This window comes from Acinetobacter sp. 797_lipA (genome assembly GCF_058243025.1).
The window spans coordinates 1,447,728-1,468,037 of the sequence record NZ_JBZAYQ010000001.1 but is presented as its reverse complement, the minus strand read 5'-3'; the positions used below and the strand labels follow the sequence as shown (position 1 = coordinate 1,468,037).

The following is a 20,310-nucleotide window of genomic DNA, read 5'->3' as shown; positions in this document are numbered from 1 at the left end:
CTAAATTTAAGTGGACACCTATTTATGGATTTAAAGACAGTTATAGACAGTACAGCAACGCTAAAAAAGCCCCGTCGAACCTTCACGGCTGAATTTAAACATCAACTTATTCAGCAATGCCAGCAGCCAGATACATCGGTGGCTAAGGTAGCAATGCAACATCAGGTCAATGCGAATCTGTTGCATAAATGGATTCGTCAGTCCAGATCAATGCCCTCTGCATTAACACCCCCCTCCATTCCACAGACTGACTTTCTTCCGGTCATTCTTCACCCGACTCCAGTCAAACAAGAAGCGCCTCCGCCATCTGTGCCGGAGAAGAAAGCTGTCGCTCATATCAGAATTCCACTGCATCAGAAACAATGTTCCGCAAGAGATCAGGTGATCGAAATCGAATGGCCAGTGGAGTCTGCAACTGAATTACTGTTACTCATCCAAGGTTTGACTCAATGATCCATATAAATGAAATCTGGCTCTCTACCCAGCCGATGGATATGCGTGCGGGTATGGATACTGCCATGGCTCAGGTGGTGAGAGCCTTTGGTTACATCAAACCGCATTGCGCTTACCTGTTCTGTAATAAACGTGGCCATCGCATGAAAGTGCTGGTGCATGATGGATTGGGCATCTGGCTGTGTGCCCGGCGGCTGGAACAGGGGAAATTTCACTGGGCGCAGGTTCATCAGGGTGAAACCGTAGCCCTCAGTCCGGAACAGTTACAGGCATTGATCCAGGGTTTGCCCTGGCAGCGCATTGGACGACAGCAGGTGGTGACTATGCTCTAAACCAAGCTCGTGCATTCTGCTATTCTCCAAACGTTCTATTTCCTCTGCATCATGACCTCAGGCATACTGCGGTCATGAATACGCTGCCTGATTTAAGCCAACTGACCTATGAGCAACTGCTGGAATTTACCAGACAGTTGGCGATTCAGCATCAGTCTCTAGCGCAATCAAATCAACAATTAGATACCAAGATTCAACATCTAGAAGTATCAAATCAACAATTAGATGCCAAAGTTCAACATCTTGAAGTAACCAACCAACATCTTTCCATTCTCACGCAAAAATACGAGCATGAGCTCGCACTATTTAAACAGCACAAATTCGGCAGTAAAAACGAACATCTAACAGCAAAACAAATCCATCTGTGGGATGAAGCGGTTGAAGAAGATATCGCAGCAGTCGATTTGGAACTGGAACGGCTGAATGCAGATAAAATCGATGCAGCGACACAGAAAGCTCTCGTCAACAAACCTAAACGTCGACCGCTCCCAGATCATCTACTCACTCTCCGTATTGAGCATGAACCTGCATCAACCCAATGTGCTTGTGGATGCCAACTGCGTCGTATCGGTGAAGATGTCAGTGAAAAACTGAATTTTAGACCGGCACAGTTCTATAAGGAACAGCATGTACGTGGTAAATGGGTCTGTGATCAGTGCGACACCCTGACTCAGCAAGCGATGCCTGCTTATGTGATTGATAAAGGCATTGCCAGTCCTGAACTGCTTAGCCATGTGCTGGTGTCCAAGTATGCCGATCATTTACCGCTGTACCGTCAACGTCAAATCTTTCTACGCGCAGGTATTGATCTGTCCAGATCCACATTATCTGACTGGATTGGTCGCTGCGGGGTGGAACTTGAACCCTTGACGGATGTCTTAAAACAGGTGGTGCTGCAGCAGCGGGTGATCCATGCAGATGAAACGCCGGTCACCACCATGCAGCTTGGTGATGATGAAAAAAAACCGAAAAAAGGTTATGTCTGGGCCTATGCCACGACACAGTACAATCCGGTTCAGGCGGTGATCTATGACTTTCAGCCGAGCCGTTCAGGTCAGCATGCTGAAGCCTTCCTGAAAGGCTGGCAGGGTCATTTGGTCTGTGATGATTATAGTGGTTATAAAGCCCGCTTTAGATCAGGCGATGTCATTGAGGTGGGCTGCATGGCACATGCACGTCGTAAATTCCATGAACTGCATGTGACCGGGAAAAGTCAGATCGCTGAACAGGCATTAGTGCTGATTCAGAAACTGTATGCCATAGAAGCAGAACTCAGGAAAAAGACGGATGGTACAACGCAACAACGCTGCGAATACCGGCAACAGCATAGTCAACCGGTGATGCAACAACTGTATGAATGGTTAAACCAACATTATCTGACGGTGCCATCGAGTTCTCCAACCGCCAAGGCAATCAATTACAGTCTGAAGCGTTGGCAAGCCTTAAGCCGCTATCTGGATGATGGCAATCTGCCCATTGACAATAATTGGGCTGAGAACTCAATGCGCCCCTGGGCCTTGGGACGAAAGAACTGGCTGTTTGCTGGCTCGCTGCGCAGCGGCCAACGAGCTGCCAATATCATGACTTTAATCCAGTCAGCAAAACTGAATGGCTTGGATCCGTATGCCTATTTAAGTAATGTGCTGAAAAGGTTGCCGACACATAAAGTGAGCCAAATAGAAGAATTGCTGCCGCACCGCTGGAAACCCGACCAAAATTAAAAAATAGCTATGGGGTTCAGCGCACGCTTACTTTTCAGATATCTGCTCCAATAAATCAGCCTGATAAGCTTGCCATAATACAGCCCAGATCGACTGATCTATTTCTGTCAGTGGCACAATATGAATATTTGGTACTTCCATTTTGTTTTCAAAGTGATGTTTATTTTTGTAAGGCTTATATTTAAATTGAAATCATTACAAAGAAAAAGCCTTATTGAATCGCTTCAATAAGGCTTCTTTTAGACGTGACAACCATCATAGTTTTTCAATCAGAATCCGATCAATCAACTTCATACCTGTCTGCTTTTCATGGTTTTTACGACGGATCTTAATTTGCTTATCTTCTGCTAAATCTTGCAATAACAGTTCAACAGCAACCATCGCCTCCAAAGGTAGATCTGGTCCAATCCACTTCTGTTCGCCCGCATCCATCAATACAACTTCATCATGAATTTGATCGTACAAGCTCATATCATCACCTAAAATTTATGCAGCTACTTCAGCAGCAGCTTGCATATTATATACACCATTCAAAATAAAAGACGCCCCTAAACTGGAGCGTCCTTCAAACAGTTAATTTTAAAAATTAAGCTGTCAATTCTTTTACCGCAGCAACAACTGCTTCAGTGGCAATACCGAAGTATTGGTATAAGTCTTTCGCAGGTGCAGATTCACCATAAGTCGTCATACCAATTACACGACCATCTAAACCTACAAACTTCCACCAGTAGTCTACATGTGCTGCTTCAACAGCAACACGCGCACGAATGTTTGATGGAAGAACCGCTTCACGGTACGCTGCATCTTGCTTCACAAATTCTTCAGCACATGGCATAGACACGACACGCACACCGTCAAGTTGTGCATGCGCTTCCATTGCTAAAGATACTTCAGAACCCGTCGCAATAATAATCGCTTTTAATTCGCCTTTTTCTTCAGCCAATACATAACCACCTTTCGCTACATTTGCAATTTGTGCATCTGTACGTGTTTGGAATGGTAAGTTTTGGCGAGAGAAGATCAACGCTGTTGGGCCTTCTGAACGTACAAGTGCAGATTTCCAAGACACAGCTGCTTCAACTGTGTCACATGGACGCCAAGTATTTAAGTTTGGTGTACCACGTAAAGATGCAATTTGCTCTACAGGTTGATGCGTTGGACCATCTTCACCCAAACCAATTGAGTCATGTGTATATACATGGATTACACGTTGTTTCATCAACGCAGACATACGTACTGCATTACGCGCATATTCCATAAACATGAGGAATGTTGCAACGTAAGGAATGAAACCACCGTGAAGCGCAACACCATTTGCAATGGCAGTCATACCAAACTCACGTACGCCATAGTGTACGTAGTTACCTGCTGGATTGTCTTGAACGCCTTGGCAACCTTTCCAAAGTGTTAAGTTAGAACCCGCCAAGTCCGCAGAACCGCCTAATAATTCAGGCAATAATGGACCAAATGCTTGCAATGTGTTTTGGCTTGCTTTACGTGTAGCAATGGTTTCCGCTTTTGCATTGGTGTCAGCAATAAACGCATCTGCTTGAGCAAGGAATTCAGCTGGCAATTCACCTGAAAGGCGACGTTTCAATTCAGCTGCTTCAGTTGGATATTTTGCTGCATATTGAGCAAATAATTCATTCCAAGCTGCTTCAGAAGCCGTCCCTTTTGCTTTTGCATCCCATGCTGCATAAACGTCAGCAGGAATTTCAAATGGACCTTCAGTCCAGCCCAATGCCTCACGTGTTAATGCGATTTCGTCATTACCTAGCGGTGCACCATGGCAGTCTTCTTTACCTTGCTTGTTTGGTGAACCTAGACCAATAATCGTTTTACAGATGATGATCGTTGGTTTTTTCGTTTCAGCTTTTGCTTGCAAAGTCACAGCACGTAATGCATCTGCATCATGACCATCAGCTTTAAGTACTTGCCAACCATAAGCCAAGAAACGTTGCTCTGTATCGTCAGAGAACCAACCTTCTACTTCACCATCAATCGAAATACCGTTGTCGTCATAGTAAGCAATTAGTTTACCTAGACCTAGTGTGCCTGCAAGTGAACATGCTTCGTGAGAAACACCTTCCATTAAACAGCCATCACCTAAGAAGCAGTAAGTGAAATGATCAACAACACTCATCTCATCTTTGTTGAACTGTGCTGCTAAAGTTTTTTCAGCTAGAGCAAAACCAACTGCGTTTGCAATCCCCTGACCAAGCGGGCCAGTCGTAGTTTCGATACCTGGTGCATAACCTAATTCTGGGTGACCTGGCGTTTTAGAGTGCAGTTGACGGAATGCTTTTAAATCTTCAATTGATAAATCATAGCCCGTAAGGTGCAATAACGCATATTGCAGCATAGAGCCATGACCATTTGATAGTACAAAGCGGTCACGGTTCGCCCATTGAGGGTTAGTCGGGTTATGGTTAAAAAACTCACGCCATACCACATCAGCGATATCAGCCATCCCCATTGGCGCACCTGGATGTCCAGAGTTTGCTTTTTGCACAGCATCCATTGCCAATACACGAATTGCGTTTGCAATACGACGTTCGTTAAGCGGGGTTGTCATAGGTCAGAGTCCAAACAAATGATTTAAAGAGTAAGATGAATAGAATTCAAAGATAGGTGTATTGTCTTAAAAAAAGAGGAATGGGTAAAGCCTAATGGACAATATTTCGCTATTTATTCATCATCAATGTCTAATAAATGCGGGCATTGCCTAAAATCACAACAATTTCACTCAGAAATGTCTCTCTCGCTTTTCTCCAGTTCAAATTCTACACGATAGAATCATCAGCTTTTAAAAGCAAAGCTCAGCCACCCTATTCACTAATCAGAACAAACCGTTATCCTTGAGTATCAAACACATCACAAGATACATTTGTATTTTTTACATACAATTAAACATTCATGGTGAATTTTATTCACCTTTTTAAATTATTCATGAATTAGTACAAATTATAGATTATTTTCTGATACTTATTTTGAGCATTTTTATTTACCAACTTAACACCCAAGCCAAAAAAAACTCAAACAAACTATTGTTTTACAATTAGATATAACCAAAGCACAAAATCTCATGATACGCACCCATAAACTTTGAATCAGAACCCGTTATTTTGTCATTTCGAACTAAAAATAAACGCTATATCAATTTTTTAGATGCTTATATCAGATAAAAAGTCGTTGAATTGAAATAAATTCAGTCATTTTGGTCGTGTAGAACTGGCTCAAACGGCTAAGTCGATGTACCATATTGCGTCTTTTAAATTAACTGTGATAGGACTTATGCGCGAGTACGCTGTATTTACCTCGGAATCTGTAAGCGAAGGCCATCCAGATAAAATGGCTGACCAAATCAGTGATGCTATCTTGGATGCGATCTTAAAAGAAGACCCATATGCGCGGGTTGCTTGTGAAACGCTTGTAAAAACGGGTGCGGTAGTACTTGCAGGTGAAATCACAACAACTGCAAATGTTGACTTTGAAGCGATTGTTCGTCAAACCGTAAATGGCATTGGTTACCACCATTCTGACCTTGGTTTTGATGGTTCAACATGTGCCGTGATCAACATGATTGGTAAACAGTCACCAGAGATTGCTCAAGGTGTAGACCGTCAAAAGCCTGAAGATCAAGGTGCAGGTGACCAAGGCTTAATGTTTGGTTATGCAAGCCGTGAAACTGACGTGCTTATGCCTGCTCCAATTTCATATGCACACCGTTTAATGGAAAAGCAAGCTGAGCTACGTCGTAGTGGCGCTTTACCATGGTTACGTCCAGATGCAAAAAGCCAAGTGACTTTTGCTTATGAAAATGGCATGCCTGTTCGTTTAGACGCCGTCGTATTATCTACTCAGCATGATCCTGAAATTTCTCAAAGCAACTTAAAAGAAGCTGTGATTGAAGAAATCGTGAAAAAAGTGATCCCTACTGAAATGTTCCATGCAGACACCAAATTCCACATCAACCCAACAGGGATGTTTGTGATTGGTGGTCCAGTGGGCGACTGTGGTTTAACAGGTCGTAAAATCATCGTAGACACCTACGGTGGCATGGCACGTCACGGTGGTGGTGCTTTCTCTGGTAAAGATCCATCTAAAGTTGACCGTTCTGCTGCTTACGCAGGTCGTTATGTTGCGAAAAACATCGTAGCGGCGGGTCTTGCAGACAAATGTGAAATTCAAGTGTCTTATGCCATTGGTGTGGCTGAGCCAACGTCTATTTCGATCAATACCTTCAATACAGCAAAAGTATCTGAAGAGTTGATCATTGCGTTAGTCCGTGAACACTTCGACTTACGTCCATACGGGATCACTCGTATGCTCGACCTCATTCAACCGATGTATAAGCAAACTGCTGCTTATGGTCACTTCGGTCGTGAAGGTTCAGATACTGCATTTACTTGGGAAAAAACCGACAAAGTGGAAGCACTTAAAGCTTCAGCTGGTCTATAAGTTTGCTCCTAAAAGAAACCCGCTTAATGCGGGTTTTTTTATTTTAACTAATGGAAAATAGTCCATCAGTTCAGTCGTGAAGTCATTGAACCTCACTACTTAGGTTTGTTGTCATGATTGAGCACATCAAAGAGCGAAGTCACGGCAGCGGGTTCGCTGTTGCGGTCGGCCAAATAGACTTGTACAGATTTAACGATAATCGCTGCAGCAAGACATGCAACAATACAGAAAATCCAAAATCCAAAAGGACTTCGAATATTATGTGATCCACAGTTTGGACAGTCTTTATCTGTTGATGCGACAACTGTTTCACAACATGCGCAGTGGTATTGATAGAGCATCGCTTTACCCCCTTGTTTTTGTCCTTTCTTGTTTTTATTGTCCATCACCCTGCCTCACAGAATGTTAGATTCATTTATCTTATGTGAGTATTTGTTGAGACTCAAGCGCAATTCACCTGAAGTGATGTCAGCAACGGCTTACATTGAAAGATTAATCAATTGATTTAACGCATATTCCTCTTTATAACACCGAATCATGACAATTTCATTTTGTAACATAATAGTTTTTGACGTATTCCGTCATATTTGCTTAAAACCCTTTAGTTTTCTCGCGATTGTTTATTAAAATAAGATGCAACGATGAGGAAGAAAGAATGGTTCAGTTGATTAAAAAAGGCGGTTTACGCGAACGTGCCAACCGCAGTCGTAGCTATAAGGGCTCAGAAAATACCGAAGCGACATTGCAGCCCAACCGCTATGCGCAAAGTAAAAAAGATGAGGTGTCCATCTTGGAACAGGCTCCATCATCTAAAGAGCTTAAAAATGACTTAGATGTAGATTGCGAGAGCATCGTACCAAAGCCATAAAGCAAAAATCAGGAACAGCCCGCCAGAAAAAATGTCAATATAACTTCCTGAACGCTGATATGCCGCCTTAATTTTGGGTAATGACAAGAGCAGCATCAGCAGTGCAAAAGTCATAAAAGTTTGAATGGGAATAATGACCGCAAGTTGCATTTTTAAATAGGGACTTGCGCTAGAACTCAGTGCCAGTGAAAACACACTACTGAAATAAATTAGCGTTTTCGGGTTAGATAGGTTAGTCAGCAAACCTGACATGAAATAATGGTTGGCCTTAGGTGTAGGCAGTTTTTGACCATCATCTAGCAAAGCTTCTTGCTGCATCGTGTTGAGGCCTGCTTTCAACATCAGCCACCCCATACGTGCAAGGAACACCCCACCAGTCACCATCAATACTTGTTGAATCCACGGCATTTTGTCGATGAGTACAGTAAAACCTAACAAGGTTAAAACCACCCAAACGACGATGCCAACGGAAATACCTAAGATCGTTTTTAAAGTATTTTTTTGGGTGGTCGAAGCTGAACTTTTGGCAATCAGCAAAACATCAGGACCAGGACTTAGCTGCGCAACAAAATGCAATGCGCAAATCGTGAAAAGCAATGACATAAAAAAACGGCATAAATTTTAAAAAATAATTATATCGTTTGTTATATTTATTTTAAATCATAAGCACTTAAAACATTTTCATAAAGATAAAAAAAGCCGAGTTAGAACTTGGCTTTAAAATTAGGTATGAATGTCCCGTCCTGAAATAAGTTTACACCTTTAAGAGGCTTATTTTATGGAACATGAACGAGAACAAAGAGTTAAACGTACACAAGGTGATGATAGCTTTGCCTTTAAAATGATGGTTGTACATGAAGTAGAAAAAGGGCAAATTACTTATAAACAAGCTCAGGCAAAATATGGTATTCAAGGAAGATCAACTGTGCTGGTATGGTTACGCAAGCACGGACAACAGGACTGGACTTCGAATATGCCGCCTTCTTCTAAACGCCAATTAACACCCCAACAACGAATCCGCCAATTAGAAAAGCAGTTAGCCGCAGAAAAGCTTAAAACTGAATTTATTCAGGATGTGATTTATCACATTGATAAAGAATGTGGGACTGATCTTGGAAAAAAGTATACCGAGCACGTTTCAAAGATTGGCAAAGCCAAAGAGGACTAAGCGTTTCACGTTATTGTCAGTGGTTGGGAATCACCCGACAAGCTTATTATCAAGCAGAAAAACGTGCTCAAATGACTGCACAAGCAACTGAACAAATACTTGAGTTGGTTATGGAATATCGTTGTCTCATGCCAAGTATCGGAACACGTAAGTTGTATTGGCTTATTAAAGGCAAATTGTTGCAGCGTGGTTTAAAGTGTGGACGGGATCAGTTATTTAAAATATTGAAAGAGCATAATTTATTGATTCGCCCCAAGCGTCGCTATACAAAAACTACGGATAGCAAGCATTGGATGAAGAAGCATCCAAATTTATTAAAGGATTATTCAGCAGTGCAAGCCAACGAAGTCTTTGTTAGTGATATTACTTATGTTGAGAGTGCTGAAGGCGTACATTATTTATCATTGGTGACAGATGCTTATACCCGTCAGATTAAAGGTTATAAGTTATCGAATGATATGCGTGCGGAGAATGTTATGCAGGCTCTACATATGGCGATGCAGCATGTGACGGATCGAGCGACTAGGATGATTCATCATTCAGACAGAGGCTCTCAGTATTGCTCTGAGCTATATCAATCGGCATTGCGCCATTATGGGATATGTCCTTCCATGACAGATGGATACCTTGCGAAACAGTGTTTCTCATATCAAAATGCATTAGCAGAGCGGATTAATGGAATATTAAAGCAGGAGTTTTTAACTACACGATGTCAAACCATGAAGGAGTTAGATCACTTAATTACGGAATCTATCATGATTTATAATTGCTATAGACCACATTTAAGTTTAAATATGAACACCCCGAATCAGATGTATGAGCAAACTAAAACCGAGCTAATTGCTTAACTCGGTTTGAAGTGGAATACTGTCAATCTATTTCAGGACAAGACAGAAATTATTTATTCACATCTCTCATTTCAATTTTTTTCGCATCTGGCGTGACTTCTCGTGCTTCGCCATCAATAATACTCGAGTCACGATAAGCTGAACCACCCTGCTGTTGCTGCATTTCTTGCATCTGGCGCATGATATCTGCAAATGGGTTTTGACCTTGAGCACCACCGCCCATGCCATTCATATCCCCCATCATGCCACCCATCATTTTTTCCATCATCGCTTGCTGACGTTTCATCATCACGTTCATCAGCGCGCCCGTCATGGCTTTTTGTACTGCTGGAATAAGCAATAACACGGCAACCACATCTGTCACCAAGCCAGGAATCAATAAAAGAAAACCCGCAATGATTTTTGGCAGATTGTTTGTTAATGCAGGATCTGCACCCATCTGGCCCGCTTGCATTTGCTGCATTTGTGGCATTAAACCTGCTGAATACTTACGAATCAGGCTCATACCAATAAAGAAAGCGGCAATAAACCAGAAGAACACGTACCACATGCTACCAACGAGGTCGCCCACGCCAATCCATACGAAGACTTCGAGAATGACACCAGCTAATATAAAAAGAAATAATTTCATGAAAATTAATCTAATCTCAACAAAATGAATAAGGTGCAAGAATCAAGTGCTCAATCTACATCAAGCTTTTTTGATACGCTTATGTAACAATATGGGCATATTATTTTTTTTAAAGGGCAAGCATGTCATTAATTATTGGTATTGACCCCGGTTCTCGCCTCACAGGCTACGGTATTATTCAAAAAGAAGGTCAAAAACTAATTTTTGTCGATGCTGGCACCATTCGTACCGAAGCTGCTGATATGCCTGAACGGCTAAAACGTATTTTTGCAGGGATTGATCGTATTGTAAAATTTCATGGCCCAACCGAAGCCGCAGTTGAGCAAGTATTTATGGCACAAAACCCTGACTCCGCACTGAAGCTTGGGCAAGCACGCGGGGCTGCTATTGCTGCATTGGTCAACCTTGACCTACAAGTTGCAGAATACACCGCACGCCAGATTAAACAGTCAGTGGTCGGTTATGGCGCTGCGGACAAAGAACAAGTACAAATGATGGTGATGAGACTCCTAAACCTGAGCATCAAACCACAGCAAGATGCCGCCGATGCTCTCGCTGCTGCCATCTGTCATGCACATGCTTCAGGCAGTATGACCAAGCTTGCTGTACTCAATGCTCTTGGCGGTATGGCGCGCGGACGCAGCCGTAGTAGCTCTCGTCGACGCTAAGTGTTAAGTGACATAGTCTTTAAAGTCTTTACGCATTTCACGTACCGATGGTGCTTTGGGATAAGTTGCTATCAGCATTCTTCCCGAAATGCGTAAATTTTTCTTTTGAGCAGGATCGATACGTATAAAGACCAACTCTTCTGGCTCATTGCGATGGTTGATCTCACAAATCATAATGGTGTAGTTTTTTTCGATCACTTTATAACGACCAAATGCCTGCTGTACGATTTGTTTAAAATTTTTCTGTCCACCTGCTGGTGCAAGTTGGGTATAAATCACCAACAGTATGCATGCACCAACCACCAAGGCCACCAGTAAGTATTTATCCATTATTCCTCCCCTCTTTTACCATTATTCGAAGTCTTTAAATTTTAGGCTTGATTGCGTTATATCGTGTTTTCTTACTACATAATAGTTCTTATGCTACTTCAATATTCTTACTTGGAAGCATTTACTTGATTTTCTTCTATCTGAAAAGAATTAAATAATTTTAAAGAATCACGCTGAATTTTTTCCCAATGTGGCAGAAGCTCCGCATGGAAATCTATATCTAAACTACTCGTGTTAAAGCCATAATTTGGTACATGACTATTTAATTCACACGCCGTAGCACCACTTGGATATGAAGCACACGCAATGACTACACTAATGCCTTTCCCATTTTCTTCTTTCCAGTAAATTTTTTTAGAAATATTATCTTGCTCTCCCAAATCTATTTCATAAAGTGACAAACTTGAATTAAATTTCTTCTCTGAATTAATCTCACTTATGCTCATATCTTTTCGAGCACCCATTCGTTTACTCAAATAAAATTTCAATGAAGGCGTATAATCAAAAAACGTTTTGTCGTCTCCCCACTCATCCTTCCAAATACTACGTTGTGTTAAAGTGAAAGCGATGTCACTGTGTTGATTTGAGGAAAGCCTAAAACCTTCTGAAGGATGCATTTCTGGCCATTTCACAAGAAATGTGGCGTTACCGATTTGATCATTACAATCTTTGGTATTATGCAGCTCTCTATAGCCTTTCTCCCAGTAACTGACATCTTGATATTCAACTCTTGCAAAAAATAAATATCGTCGATCTATACGCATTTTCTGATCGCCAAAACTTCCGCACTCATAAGGTTTTTCTTTTAAGCTCGGTATATCACTTGGTTCTAACACGCTAACAATAACGCTCAAAATGACGATAATGATTGGTGACAATAGTATAAAGATCAAAAAATGTTTTAGCTGAATGGGCTTTCTAAGAAAATCTAAAATCATAAGTCATCTTATTTAATTATTAATTTTTTCATGTACTCCTAAAATTAACATAAAGTATTTGAGATATAGTATTTTTTATTCAAAATACCCATCATATAAAATACCCATCAAATGAGATGGGCTTTTTAGCAAGGACAAATACTTACTTCATGCTTGCAAAAACTTCTTTCGCTGCTTGCAGGGTAAATTCAATATCTTCATCAGAATGAGCAGCTGAAATAAAGCCAGCCTCAAATGCAGATGGTGCAAGGTTCACACCACGGTCTAACATACCATGAAAGAACTTACGGAATGCATCGATATCACACTTCAGCATCGAGTCGAAGCTGGTAATGTCTTCTTGATCGGTAAAGTACAAACCAAACATACCGCCTACTTGTTGTGTTTTAAAAGCAATACCCGCTTCATCAGCTGCGGCTTGTAAACCCACAAGCAGTTTTTCTAGCTGCGCTGTCAATTTTTCATAAAAACCATCTTGGCGCAGGTGTTTAAACATCTCAATCCCTGCACGCATTGCAAGTGGATTCCCCGACAGTGTTCCAGCTTGGTAAACTTTACCCAGTGGAGCAATACACTCCATCACTTCTCTTTTCCCACCAAAAGCACCAACGGGTAAGCCTGCACCAATAATTTTACCCAAGGTGGTTAAATCAGGAGTCACGCCATAGTGAGCTTGCGCACCACCCAATCCAACACGGAAACCAGTCATCACTTCATCAATGATAAAAACAGAACCATGTTCATCACATACATCACGAATCGCTTGTAAGAAGCCGTCGATTGGTTTGACTAGGTTCATGTTCCCTGCCACAGGCTCCACAATCACGCCTGCAATCTCTGAACCAAACTTAGCAAAGCACTCTTTTAAAGTAGCAATATCGTTATATGGAAGAGTCAGTGTGTGTTTGGCAAAGTCGGCAGGAACACCAGCTGAAGTCGCTTCACCTTCGCCGCTGGTTAACAAACCTGAACCTGCTTTTACTAGCAGTGAGTCTGAATGACCGTGGTAACAGCCTTCAAATTTTACAATCTTATCACGACCTGTATAACCACGTGCCAGACGAATAGCAGTCATGGTTGCTTCAGTACCTGAGTTGGTCATACGAACCAGCTCAATTGACGGCATAATTTCGCAAATAATGTCGGCTAAAGTCGTTTCATGTACGGTAGGTGCACCGAAGCTTAAACCATCCACTGCAGCATTTTGAACTGCTTTAATAATTGCAGGATGAGCATGACCTAAAATCATTGGTCCCCATGAGCCCACATAGTCTACATAGCGCTTACCATCCACATCGTACAAGTATGCACCTTGCGCCTTTTCAATAAAGACAGGCGTTCCGCCTACGCTATTAAATGCACGTACAGGTGAGTTCACACCACCCGGAATATGTTTGCTTGCTTGTTTAAACAATTGTTCTTGCTTTGGAGATAAGCTCATGAAGTTACTCAACTCAAAAAATAAAAAAACATCTAAAAATACTTAAGCTTTAGATGCAAATAAATCAGCCCACTGTTCTATACGATCAGGAATCGCAGACATTGATAGCCCTAATATATCACTAATCACCGCGCAAAGGTCGGCACCGGCCTCGATCACTTCACCTGAATTTTCAACTGTTAAGCCACCAATCGCACAAATCGGCACATTCAATTTGGCTTTGGCTTCTTTTAAAGTCTGCAAGCCAATATTGCCAGCTTCTGGCTTGGTCTCAGTTGCATAAATTGCACCAAAAGCCACGTATGTTGCACCTTCAGCAATCGCCTTTTCAGCCAGCTCAATCGAGTTCAAACACGTACGACCAATCACCGCATCTTTTGGCAGGCGTGCGAAAGCTTCAGCAACTTCGCCATCTCCTTGCCCTAAATGCACGCCAACACCGTATTTCACTGCCATTTCTAAGTCATCGTTAATCACAAAAGGAACACCATACTCAGCGCACATAGCTTTCATATACTCAACTTCGTAAGCCTGTTCTTCTTTGGGTACTTTTTTACGGCGATACTGCAAAACGGCAACTTCACATGTTGCCATTGCACCTTCTAATTTAGCCAAAAGTAGCTCTAAAGGATCATCATTTGTAATTAAATATAAACCGCGCATTTAACTCTACCTTTGGGTTATGTCGTTCTATTATAAAGCTAAAGGCGACTGATGCTTTAATGAATTGGAGCTGAAAATGCGTTGCTTTGCACAAAAATCCCGCGACCAAGCCCAGGCTATATAAAAATACCTATTTTCAGTGATAGTCGCCCCACCGCTTTCGCAGTTTAATGGATACAGAAAGCAACAAGAATAAAATAAAAATAACAACTTTATAACAAGAATAAGAGACACACAGCGATCTGATACGGCTTTTTAGCTTTTTAAACCAGTGGTGTTTGAACAACATCATAAAAGCTAAAAAGCCGCATATTTTATTTAAAATCCACATAAAAAAAGCCTAGAGAAGGTCGCTCTAGGCTTGGAAAACTAAAAGCACTTTAAAGTTCAAAGCACTTATATATTATTTGATGAAAATATAATCAACGACCTCATTATTAGAATATTAACTCATACTTTGCAACTGTTAATTTCAAGCTTTTCATAAAACTTTCATGATGACGTCACAAAGTGCTTCACTAACTTGGAATTTTATCCAAAGCACGATCTTGTAAGCTTAAATTTCCACGTAAAACATCGGAAAACATGCGCCAGTCAGAAATAAAACTATACAAAGGCTGTTTAAAACTGGCTGGCTTATTTTTTTCAAAAACAAAATGACCTACCCACGCACAGGCATATCCAGAGACTAAGCCGTATATAAAATAACACGGCTTGCGTTTAAGTATGGCTTTAGAGAAAAAGTACAGTCCAATCGAACTGCCCGCGACATGTAGCCGACGACTCATGATGTTGCGGTGCTCTGTTAAATAAAAACGATAAAACTGGTGATAGTCCTTAATCGGCAATTGAAAATTAGGTTCAGCGTCATGTTCCTGTTTCGGTTCAACCTGAGCATTCATCTGTCATCATCCTGATGGTTTTTTACCAACATAGCTGAAAATATGCAATCTGCAAAGTGCAATCGCCTCTAGGCGCGTGTCCACTAAAAACAGAATTGTTTTTTGATCAATCTCACGCTGCAACTTTGTTTTATTGTGTCGTCAAGTCTTACATACTGTCTCTTTTTCGCTACAATCCAGTGGTCCATTGGTGTGCCTTTAGTGCACATAAAAACAAACTACAGATCATGCATCTAAATACATAAAGGCTTGGCACTGACCTAGCCCCTCAAATTAGGAATTTTTCATGGTTGAAATTGAATTAAAATTTCAGATTAGCGAAGCACGACGTACCGCCCTTCTTAAAGCTTTAGATCCTAAAAAATCTGAAACGATTCAACTTCAAGCCAAGTATTTTGACACGCCTGATCGCCTCTTGGCCCAACATGGTGCTGCTTTGCGTCAGCGTCTTGAAGGTGCTTGCTGGATTCAAACACTCAAAGCCGCAGGTAAAAGTCATTTACACCGTTTTGAACATAATCATAATTTGGGTGAGTTAGAGTCATCTCCTGAACTGGACTTAAGCATTTATGAAGCTATTCCAGAGGCTCAACAGATTTTAACCCAAGCTTTAGGCTCAGATGCAGCTGCGTTAAAGCTCACCTTTGAAACGGACATCCAACGCACCTATCGCGTCATTGAGTTTGAAGATGCTGAAATTGAAGTCTGTTTGGATGTTGGTGTGGTTCGTGCATCTGGTCGAGAACAGACCATTCATGAGGTAGAATTCGAACTCAAATCAGGCTCTGTTCAGTCGCTTTTGGCCTTTAGTTTTGAATGGGTGAAGAAGTATCAACTGTGGTTAGATGTCCGCAGCAAAGCCGAAATGGGTAATCTACTGGCACTTGAGCAAACCGTAAGTCCAGCACGTTTTGAAAAAGAGTTTGTCTTATCGAAAAAAGAAAGTGCGGCACATAACCTGAGTTTGTTGATTGGTCAGCAAATGCAGCATTTACTGCCGAATATTGCTGCAATTTCAGCAGGTGTTGCTGAGCAAAGCCATATTGATCAGGCACAAACCGCTTTAGAGCACTTACAACTAACCTTAGCTTTGTTTAAGGACTGGAATAGCAATATTTCTGATAAATGGGCGATGCAACTTGCCGCATTTAAGCATCAGTTTGATCATTTACAACATTTGCAGCATATGCAAAGCACCCTAGGCGCTTTTCTTCAGAATCCAACCACTACAGAAAATCTTGCCAAAGACATTTTATATGCTCAAGAAAAGCTTGGAAATTTAGTTAAATCGACCCAAAACGTCCATCATTATCTTGAGTTATTAACCTTTAGTTTAAGCTCACATGATCATGTGCAGAAGCAGGATTTAAAAACCTATGCGCACAATACCCTGCAAAACCAATATCGACAGCTACAGGAAAGCTTAAATGCTGCGGATATTAGTCACTTTGAAAGCTTAGATGTATTGGCGCAGAAAATTAAGGAATTGAAGTTTAGCTTTCCTATTTTAACGTCAATTTATGATGTGAAAAATTTGCAGAAATACAGTAAAGCGTTGAATGATGCCCAACAAGCTGCACATGAATATCAAATCTTGGCGACTTCAGCTGCATACATTCAACAGACCGAACTTGAAGCCAGTGATTGGTTTGTTTTGGGTTGGCTCACAGCAAAGCTTGAAGTTTATGCCGATAAACTTTTAGAAGCGACAGAACAGTTCTTAGTTAGCCGTAAATTCTTAAAATAACGCTCTGTATACCAAAGCAGTCATGTTAAATACATGACTGCTATCGTCCCCCACAAGGCCTGACAAGCCGCAAAACCACGATAGAAGATCGTGGTTGGTCGCTTCAAACCGCTAATTTATCTATGACAAAACGGCCTATTATCAAAACAATACAGGCTTTATATTCATTTTTATTCTTAAAAAGTAAGGCTATACATTCCTACTCAATGTAGATTTATTATCACTTCGAAGTAACCATCTGTACTTATTAACTCTGGATATTTCTAACCACCATCTCATTTTAAAAGTGACATCTAGCCCACTATTTCTGCTCTTTTAGCTTATACCTATTCAAATCTGGCCTTTTTTTACTCAATTTAGCATATAGTAAAACGTAGGTTGTCATGAGTCAGGGCTATGCAAGAGATTGAGTTTAAGTTTCAAGTTCCAGTTAAGAAGCGTAAGGCCTTGCAAAAAGCTTTTACACTGCTCAAGGCTGAGCCGATTCATTTAGCAGCCCAATACTTTGATACAGCGGATCAAACACTTGCTAAGCATTGCATCGCGATTCGACGTCGGCAGGAAAATGATGAATGGAAACAAACTTTCAAAGCAGTGAATACCGCAAAAGTATTGAGTCGCTTGGAACTTGAATTTGATATAGCGCCACCTGAGACGACTACACTCGACTTAGAGAACTATAAAGATTATTCCGCTATCTACAAAAAATTAAAACGCGCTTTGGGGCTTCCACTTCCAACCCTTGAATTGCTCTTTGAAACCAATATCCAACGTTTACGCGTTTTGCAAAATATTGAAAGCAGTACAGTTGAAATTGCTCTCGATATTGGCAAAATTTTTAAAGAACAAAACAGTGTTGATATTTTCGAGATCGAATTTGAATTAAAACAAGGATCAACAGAGGATTTGATCGCATTTATACGACCTTGGGTTCAAAAATACCAACTGAGTCTCGACACACATAGCAAGTCAGACTATGGCCTTCTAGCTGTTCGTCAGCAAAGTTGCTTTCCTGCACAGTATCAAACACTTCTTCTACTGAACAGAAGCTCAAGAGAAACTGAAGCGCTACAAAGCATAGTGGCCAATTGCTTACAGCACTTACTTCCGAATGCCAGTTCAATTGCTCGACAGCAGTACTCCACTGAGCATGTGCATCAGGCCCGCGTGGCAATCCGCCGCTTGCGTACCGCACTGAAAAGTTTTGCTGCATGGTCGGAGGCTACGCAACCGCACTGGAAAGCGGAACTCACCACTATTTTTCAAGCTTTAGGTGGGACACGGGACATCGATGCGTTGAACGAAGATTTACTCCCTCAACTGATTGAGGCAGGTTATCCATTAGACTATCTTGCACCAAGTACAGAGGCTATCAGTGATGTCTGCGCCCTATTCCAACGACCAGAAACGACGCAACTTTGGCTTGAATTGATTTTATTTACAGAGCAAGAACTAGATTCGCCTTCAAAAAGCAAACTGAAAAAACATGCGCTCAAAGTGATACATGGTTTACACCATAAAATATGCGCACATGCCGAGCACTTTAGCCAGCTTGAGGATGATGAAAAACACCGTATTCGTAAACAAGTCAAACAACTGCGTTATAGCATTGAGTTTGTGGCGTCTTTACTCGATGCAAAAGCATTAAAAACCTATTTAAAAAAACTCAAAGCAGTTCAGGAAAGCCTAGGGCACTATAATGATTTGGTGGTTGCAGAAACCTTATTTTTACAAGCCCCTGAACCAGAAACCGCTTATAGTTTTGCCGCAGGCTGGATCGCCGCGGAAAAAAATAGAATGCTAAAATTGGTTGAACAAGAGCTGAGGCTGTTCAGTCAAACCAAAAAACTGAAATAGCCGTTTAAATCAAAACACACATCAACCGAGAAAGACTCAAAACAGTCCATTTTTACGGGAAATTAGGTTAGCGATACTTGCCGTATACTTTCCACGTGTTGTTATCTGCGAGTGGGTCATTATAACTATCGCTACGCTGTTTACGTGGTTTGTCTCGAGCATCGACCAGTTCAAAGTGTGCTTCGGTACTTAACACGATACCATTCACATAAAATCGAGTACGGGTATATTCGCTTTGTCCATGCTGAAACACATAGGTTCTGAGGTCAATAAACTCCCGATGTGCAACCAAGGCGGCATTATCATCGCTGTCTAACCAAGCGCGCATGGCTTGGACTTGCTCGGGTTCAAACTGCCCACATTTTTCGATTAGGCTCGCAATGCCACGAAAACTTTTAGACTCTTTGGCACGGGTTTTATTAATCCGAATACGATCGACGTGAAAATAAAACAGCGGTAAATTCAAATGGCTGGGCAAATGAATTGCATCCAACACCTCTTCTTCCATAAAGGGTTGGAACAAGTCTTGCGCCCGCTCAATTAAACTCATCCACTGGCGGTAGTAGTCCTCGACCTCTGCTTTCGTTCCGTAATAGATCGGTAAGCCTTCGACATTGGCTAGATTTTGTGGCGGCCAAGTGTTTTGACGCAATAATGCAATATCACTTTTTAAACTTTGTACAGCAATCGCATCTTGCATGGATATTCTCTATTTTATTGCTTAGGCTATTTTTAGATTAAGGCAAAGGTTTAGTTTCTGCAAGGCTTTGCCTATAATGCAGTCTGAGTTATTTATGTATTTTAGGACAAGTTCATGGTTCAGAAGATTGAAGCAACAGATGTAACCGAAGAAGAAGCGTTGAATGCTGCTTTTTTTGAACGTGCAGATGAATTTATTAAGCAAGCCAACGATTTTTGTCGCACTGAAAAAGGTTCACAAGTGAAACCGGCTGAAATACGTGGCCAAGTGAGTGCTGCGATGTTGTTTGGTACAGCCCGTTTTAACACGTGGGTGGCAGCCAACAACTTTAAAGATGGCGATGAAATGCGTGATGCCAAAGAGCAAGTGATGTCTTATATTTTGCAGCAGTTCCAAATGATGCTTGAAGACAACTATGACGAATACTGTGAACAGTTTGAAAACTACCTTCGTTTCCGTCATAACGAAGAATTTCATGCCAACAAGCATGACCACAAACACGATCACTGATCAATCAAAGCCTGCTTCTGCAGGCTTTTTTCATTTCGTCGTATTTGAAACGAAATACAATGTTGCAACACC

Annotated in this window: 21 protein-coding genes; 10 read left to right on the top strand and 11 right to left on the bottom strand. The window is 41.4% G+C overall.

The window, feature by feature from the left end:
* The first annotated feature begins 24 nt into the window (after nucleotides 1–24).
* The 3 genes from tnpA to tnpC all read left to right on the top strand — a co-directional run bounded on the left by tnpA (nucleotide 25) and on the right by tnpC (nucleotide 2,506).
* Nucleotides 25–453, top strand: coding sequence for an IS66-like element accessory protein TnpA (gene tnpA / locus AC4CU2_RS07080; RefSeq protein WP_121775635.1), 429 nt, complete (start codon nucleotides 25–27; stop codon nucleotides 451–453).
* Nucleotides 450–785: an IS66 family insertion sequence element accessory protein TnpB gene (gene tnpB / locus AC4CU2_RS07075; RefSeq protein WP_121775636.1), complete on the top strand. Its 336-nt coding sequence runs from the start codon at nucleotides 450–452 to the stop codon at nucleotides 783–785. The genes tnpA and tnpB overlap by 4 nt, the downstream gene beginning before the upstream one ends.
* A 74-nt stretch (nucleotides 786–859) precedes the next feature.
* A complete protein-coding gene (gene tnpC, locus AC4CU2_RS07070; RefSeq protein ID WP_121775637.1) occupies nucleotides 860–2,506 on the top strand; it encodes an IS66 family transposase in 1,647 nt (548 codons plus the stop codon).
* A 255-nt stretch (nucleotides 2,507–2,761) separates the two neighbouring features.
* On the opposite strand, the gene AC4CU2_RS07065 is transcribed toward tnpC, so the two are convergent.
* Both AC4CU2_RS07065 and tkt read right to left on the bottom strand, forming a co-directional pair.
* The gene (locus AC4CU2_RS07065; RefSeq protein ID WP_004696769.1) at nucleotides 2,762–2,977 is read right to left on the bottom strand and encodes a hypothetical protein; all 216 of its coding nucleotides are present in this window, start codon (nucleotides 2,975–2,977) and stop codon (nucleotides 2,762–2,764) included.
* Between the two features lie 115 nt (nucleotides 2,978–3,092).
* Nucleotides 3,093–5,081 carry a transketolase gene (gene tkt / locus AC4CU2_RS07060; RefSeq protein WP_490768520.1) on the bottom strand — a complete coding sequence of 663 codons (1,989 nt, stop codon included), beginning with the start codon at nucleotides 5,079–5,081 and terminating at the stop codon, nucleotides 3,093–3,095.
* Nucleotides 5,082–5,800: 719 nt separating this feature from the next.
* Between tkt and metK the strand changes: the two genes are divergently transcribed.
* Nucleotides 5,801–6,967, top strand: a complete 1,167-nt coding sequence (metK, locus tag AC4CU2_RS07055; RefSeq protein WP_078424995.1) for a methionine adenosyltransferase — start codon at nucleotides 5,801–5,803, stop codon at nucleotides 6,965–6,967.
* Nucleotides 6,968–7,062: 95 nt separating this feature from the next.
* Here the strand turns inward: metK and AC4CU2_RS07050 are convergent, their stop codons facing one another.
* A complete protein-coding gene (locus AC4CU2_RS07050; RefSeq protein ID WP_005401120.1) occupies nucleotides 7,063–7,308 on the bottom strand; it encodes a hypothetical protein in 246 nt (81 codons plus the stop codon).
* Between the two features lie 314 nt (nucleotides 7,309–7,622).
* On the opposite strand from AC4CU2_RS07050, the gene AC4CU2_RS07045 reads away from it, so the two are divergent.
* Entirely contained in the window at nucleotides 7,623–7,835 is a 213-nt protein-coding gene (locus tag AC4CU2_RS07045) for a hypothetical protein (protein ID WP_004984928.1), read from the top strand.
* Here AC4CU2_RS07045 and AC4CU2_RS07040 read toward each other — a convergent pair.
* Nucleotides 7,797–8,438 (bottom strand): LysE family transporter, encoded by a 642-nt coding sequence (locus tag AC4CU2_RS07040; protein ID WP_490768519.1) that lies wholly within the window; start codon nucleotides 8,436–8,438, stop codon nucleotides 7,797–7,799. The genes AC4CU2_RS07045 and AC4CU2_RS07040 overlap by 39 nt on opposite strands.
* Nucleotides 8,439–8,613: 175 nt before the next feature.
* Between AC4CU2_RS07040 and AC4CU2_RS07035 the strand changes: the two genes are divergently transcribed.
* Nucleotides 8,614–9,851, top strand: a protein-coding gene (locus tag AC4CU2_RS07035) for an IS3 family transposase (RefSeq protein ID WP_490768518.1) whose coding sequence is annotated in 2 segments (ribosomal slippage) — nucleotides 8,614–8,950 and nucleotides 8,950–9,851 — 1,239 coding nt in all. Because the reading frame shifts where the segments join, the coding sequence is not laid out codon by codon here.
* A 49-nt stretch (nucleotides 9,852–9,900) separates the two neighbouring features.
* Here AC4CU2_RS07035 and AC4CU2_RS07030 read toward each other — a convergent pair.
* Nucleotides 9,901–10,482 (bottom strand): FxsA family protein, encoded by a 582-nt coding sequence (locus AC4CU2_RS07030; protein ID WP_490768517.1) that lies wholly within the window; start codon nucleotides 10,480–10,482, stop codon nucleotides 9,901–9,903.
* Between the two features lie 122 nt (nucleotides 10,483–10,604).
* Here AC4CU2_RS07030 and ruvC point away from each other — a divergent pair, with 122 nt between their 5' ends.
* Nucleotides 10,605–11,150: a crossover junction endodeoxyribonuclease RuvC gene (gene ruvC, locus AC4CU2_RS07025; protein ID WP_004984936.1), complete on the top strand. Its 546-nt coding sequence runs from the start codon at nucleotides 10,605–10,607 to the stop codon at nucleotides 11,148–11,150.
* Nucleotides 11,151–11,153: 3 nt separating this feature from the next.
* On the opposite strand, the gene AC4CU2_RS07020 is transcribed toward ruvC, so the two are convergent.
* The 5 genes from AC4CU2_RS07020 to AC4CU2_RS07000 all read right to left on the bottom strand — a co-directional run bounded on the left by AC4CU2_RS07020 (nucleotide 11,154) and on the right by AC4CU2_RS07000 (nucleotide 15,424).
* On the bottom strand, nucleotides 11,154–11,480 hold the full coding sequence (locus tag AC4CU2_RS07020; protein ID WP_010326887.1) for a hypothetical protein: 327 nt from the start codon (nucleotides 11,478–11,480) through the stop codon (nucleotides 11,154–11,156).
* Nucleotides 11,481–11,587: 107 nt separating this feature from the next.
* Nucleotides 11,588–12,418, bottom strand: a complete 831-nt coding sequence (locus AC4CU2_RS07015; RefSeq protein ID WP_159127444.1) for a hypothetical protein — start codon at nucleotides 12,416–12,418, stop codon at nucleotides 11,588–11,590.
* 142 nt (nucleotides 12,419–12,560) lie between these two features.
* Nucleotides 12,561–13,859 carry a glutamate-1-semialdehyde 2,1-aminomutase gene (gene hemL, locus AC4CU2_RS07010; protein ID WP_490768516.1) on the bottom strand — a complete coding sequence of 433 codons (1,299 nt, stop codon included), beginning with the start codon at nucleotides 13,857–13,859 and terminating at the stop codon, nucleotides 12,561–12,563.
* Between the two features lie 42 nt (nucleotides 13,860–13,901).
* The gene (thiE, locus tag AC4CU2_RS07005) at nucleotides 13,902–14,522 is read right to left on the bottom strand and encodes a thiamine phosphate synthase (protein WP_490768515.1); all 621 of its coding nucleotides are present in this window, start codon (nucleotides 14,520–14,522) and stop codon (nucleotides 13,902–13,904) included.
* A gap of 518 nt (nucleotides 14,523–15,040) precedes the next feature.
* Entirely contained in the window at nucleotides 15,041–15,424 is a 384-nt protein-coding gene (locus tag AC4CU2_RS07000) for an Mpo1-like protein (RefSeq protein ID WP_195728043.1), read from the bottom strand.
* A gap of 286 nt (nucleotides 15,425–15,710) precedes the next feature.
* Here AC4CU2_RS07000 and AC4CU2_RS06995 point away from each other — a divergent pair, with 286 nt between their 5' ends.
* Together AC4CU2_RS06995 and AC4CU2_RS06990 are read left to right on the top strand one after the other, a co-directional pair.
* Nucleotides 15,711–17,171, top strand: coding sequence for a CYTH domain-containing protein (locus tag AC4CU2_RS06995; protein ID WP_078424987.1), 1,461 nt, complete (start codon nucleotides 15,711–15,713; stop codon nucleotides 17,169–17,171).
* A gap of 396 nt (nucleotides 17,172–17,567) precedes the next feature.
* A complete protein-coding gene (locus AC4CU2_RS06990; RefSeq protein ID WP_490768514.1) occupies nucleotides 17,568–19,028 on the top strand; it encodes a CYTH and CHAD domain-containing protein in 1,461 nt (486 codons plus the stop codon).
* A 67-nt stretch (nucleotides 19,029–19,095) separates the two neighbouring features.
* Here AC4CU2_RS06990 and AC4CU2_RS06985 read toward each other — a convergent pair whose 3' ends face one another.
* Nucleotides 19,096–19,728 (bottom strand): hypothetical protein, encoded by a 633-nt coding sequence (locus tag AC4CU2_RS06985; RefSeq protein ID WP_490768513.1) that lies wholly within the window; start codon nucleotides 19,726–19,728, stop codon nucleotides 19,096–19,098.
* A 114-nt stretch (nucleotides 19,729–19,842) separates the two neighbouring features.
* Here AC4CU2_RS06985 and AC4CU2_RS06980 point away from each other — a divergent pair, with 114 nt between their 5' ends.
* The gene (locus AC4CU2_RS06980; RefSeq protein ID WP_004696747.1) at nucleotides 19,843–20,238 is read left to right on the top strand and encodes a DUF3144 domain-containing protein; all 396 of its coding nucleotides are present in this window, start codon (nucleotides 19,843–19,845) and stop codon (nucleotides 20,236–20,238) included.
* Nucleotides 20,239–20,310: the final 72 nt, after the last annotated feature.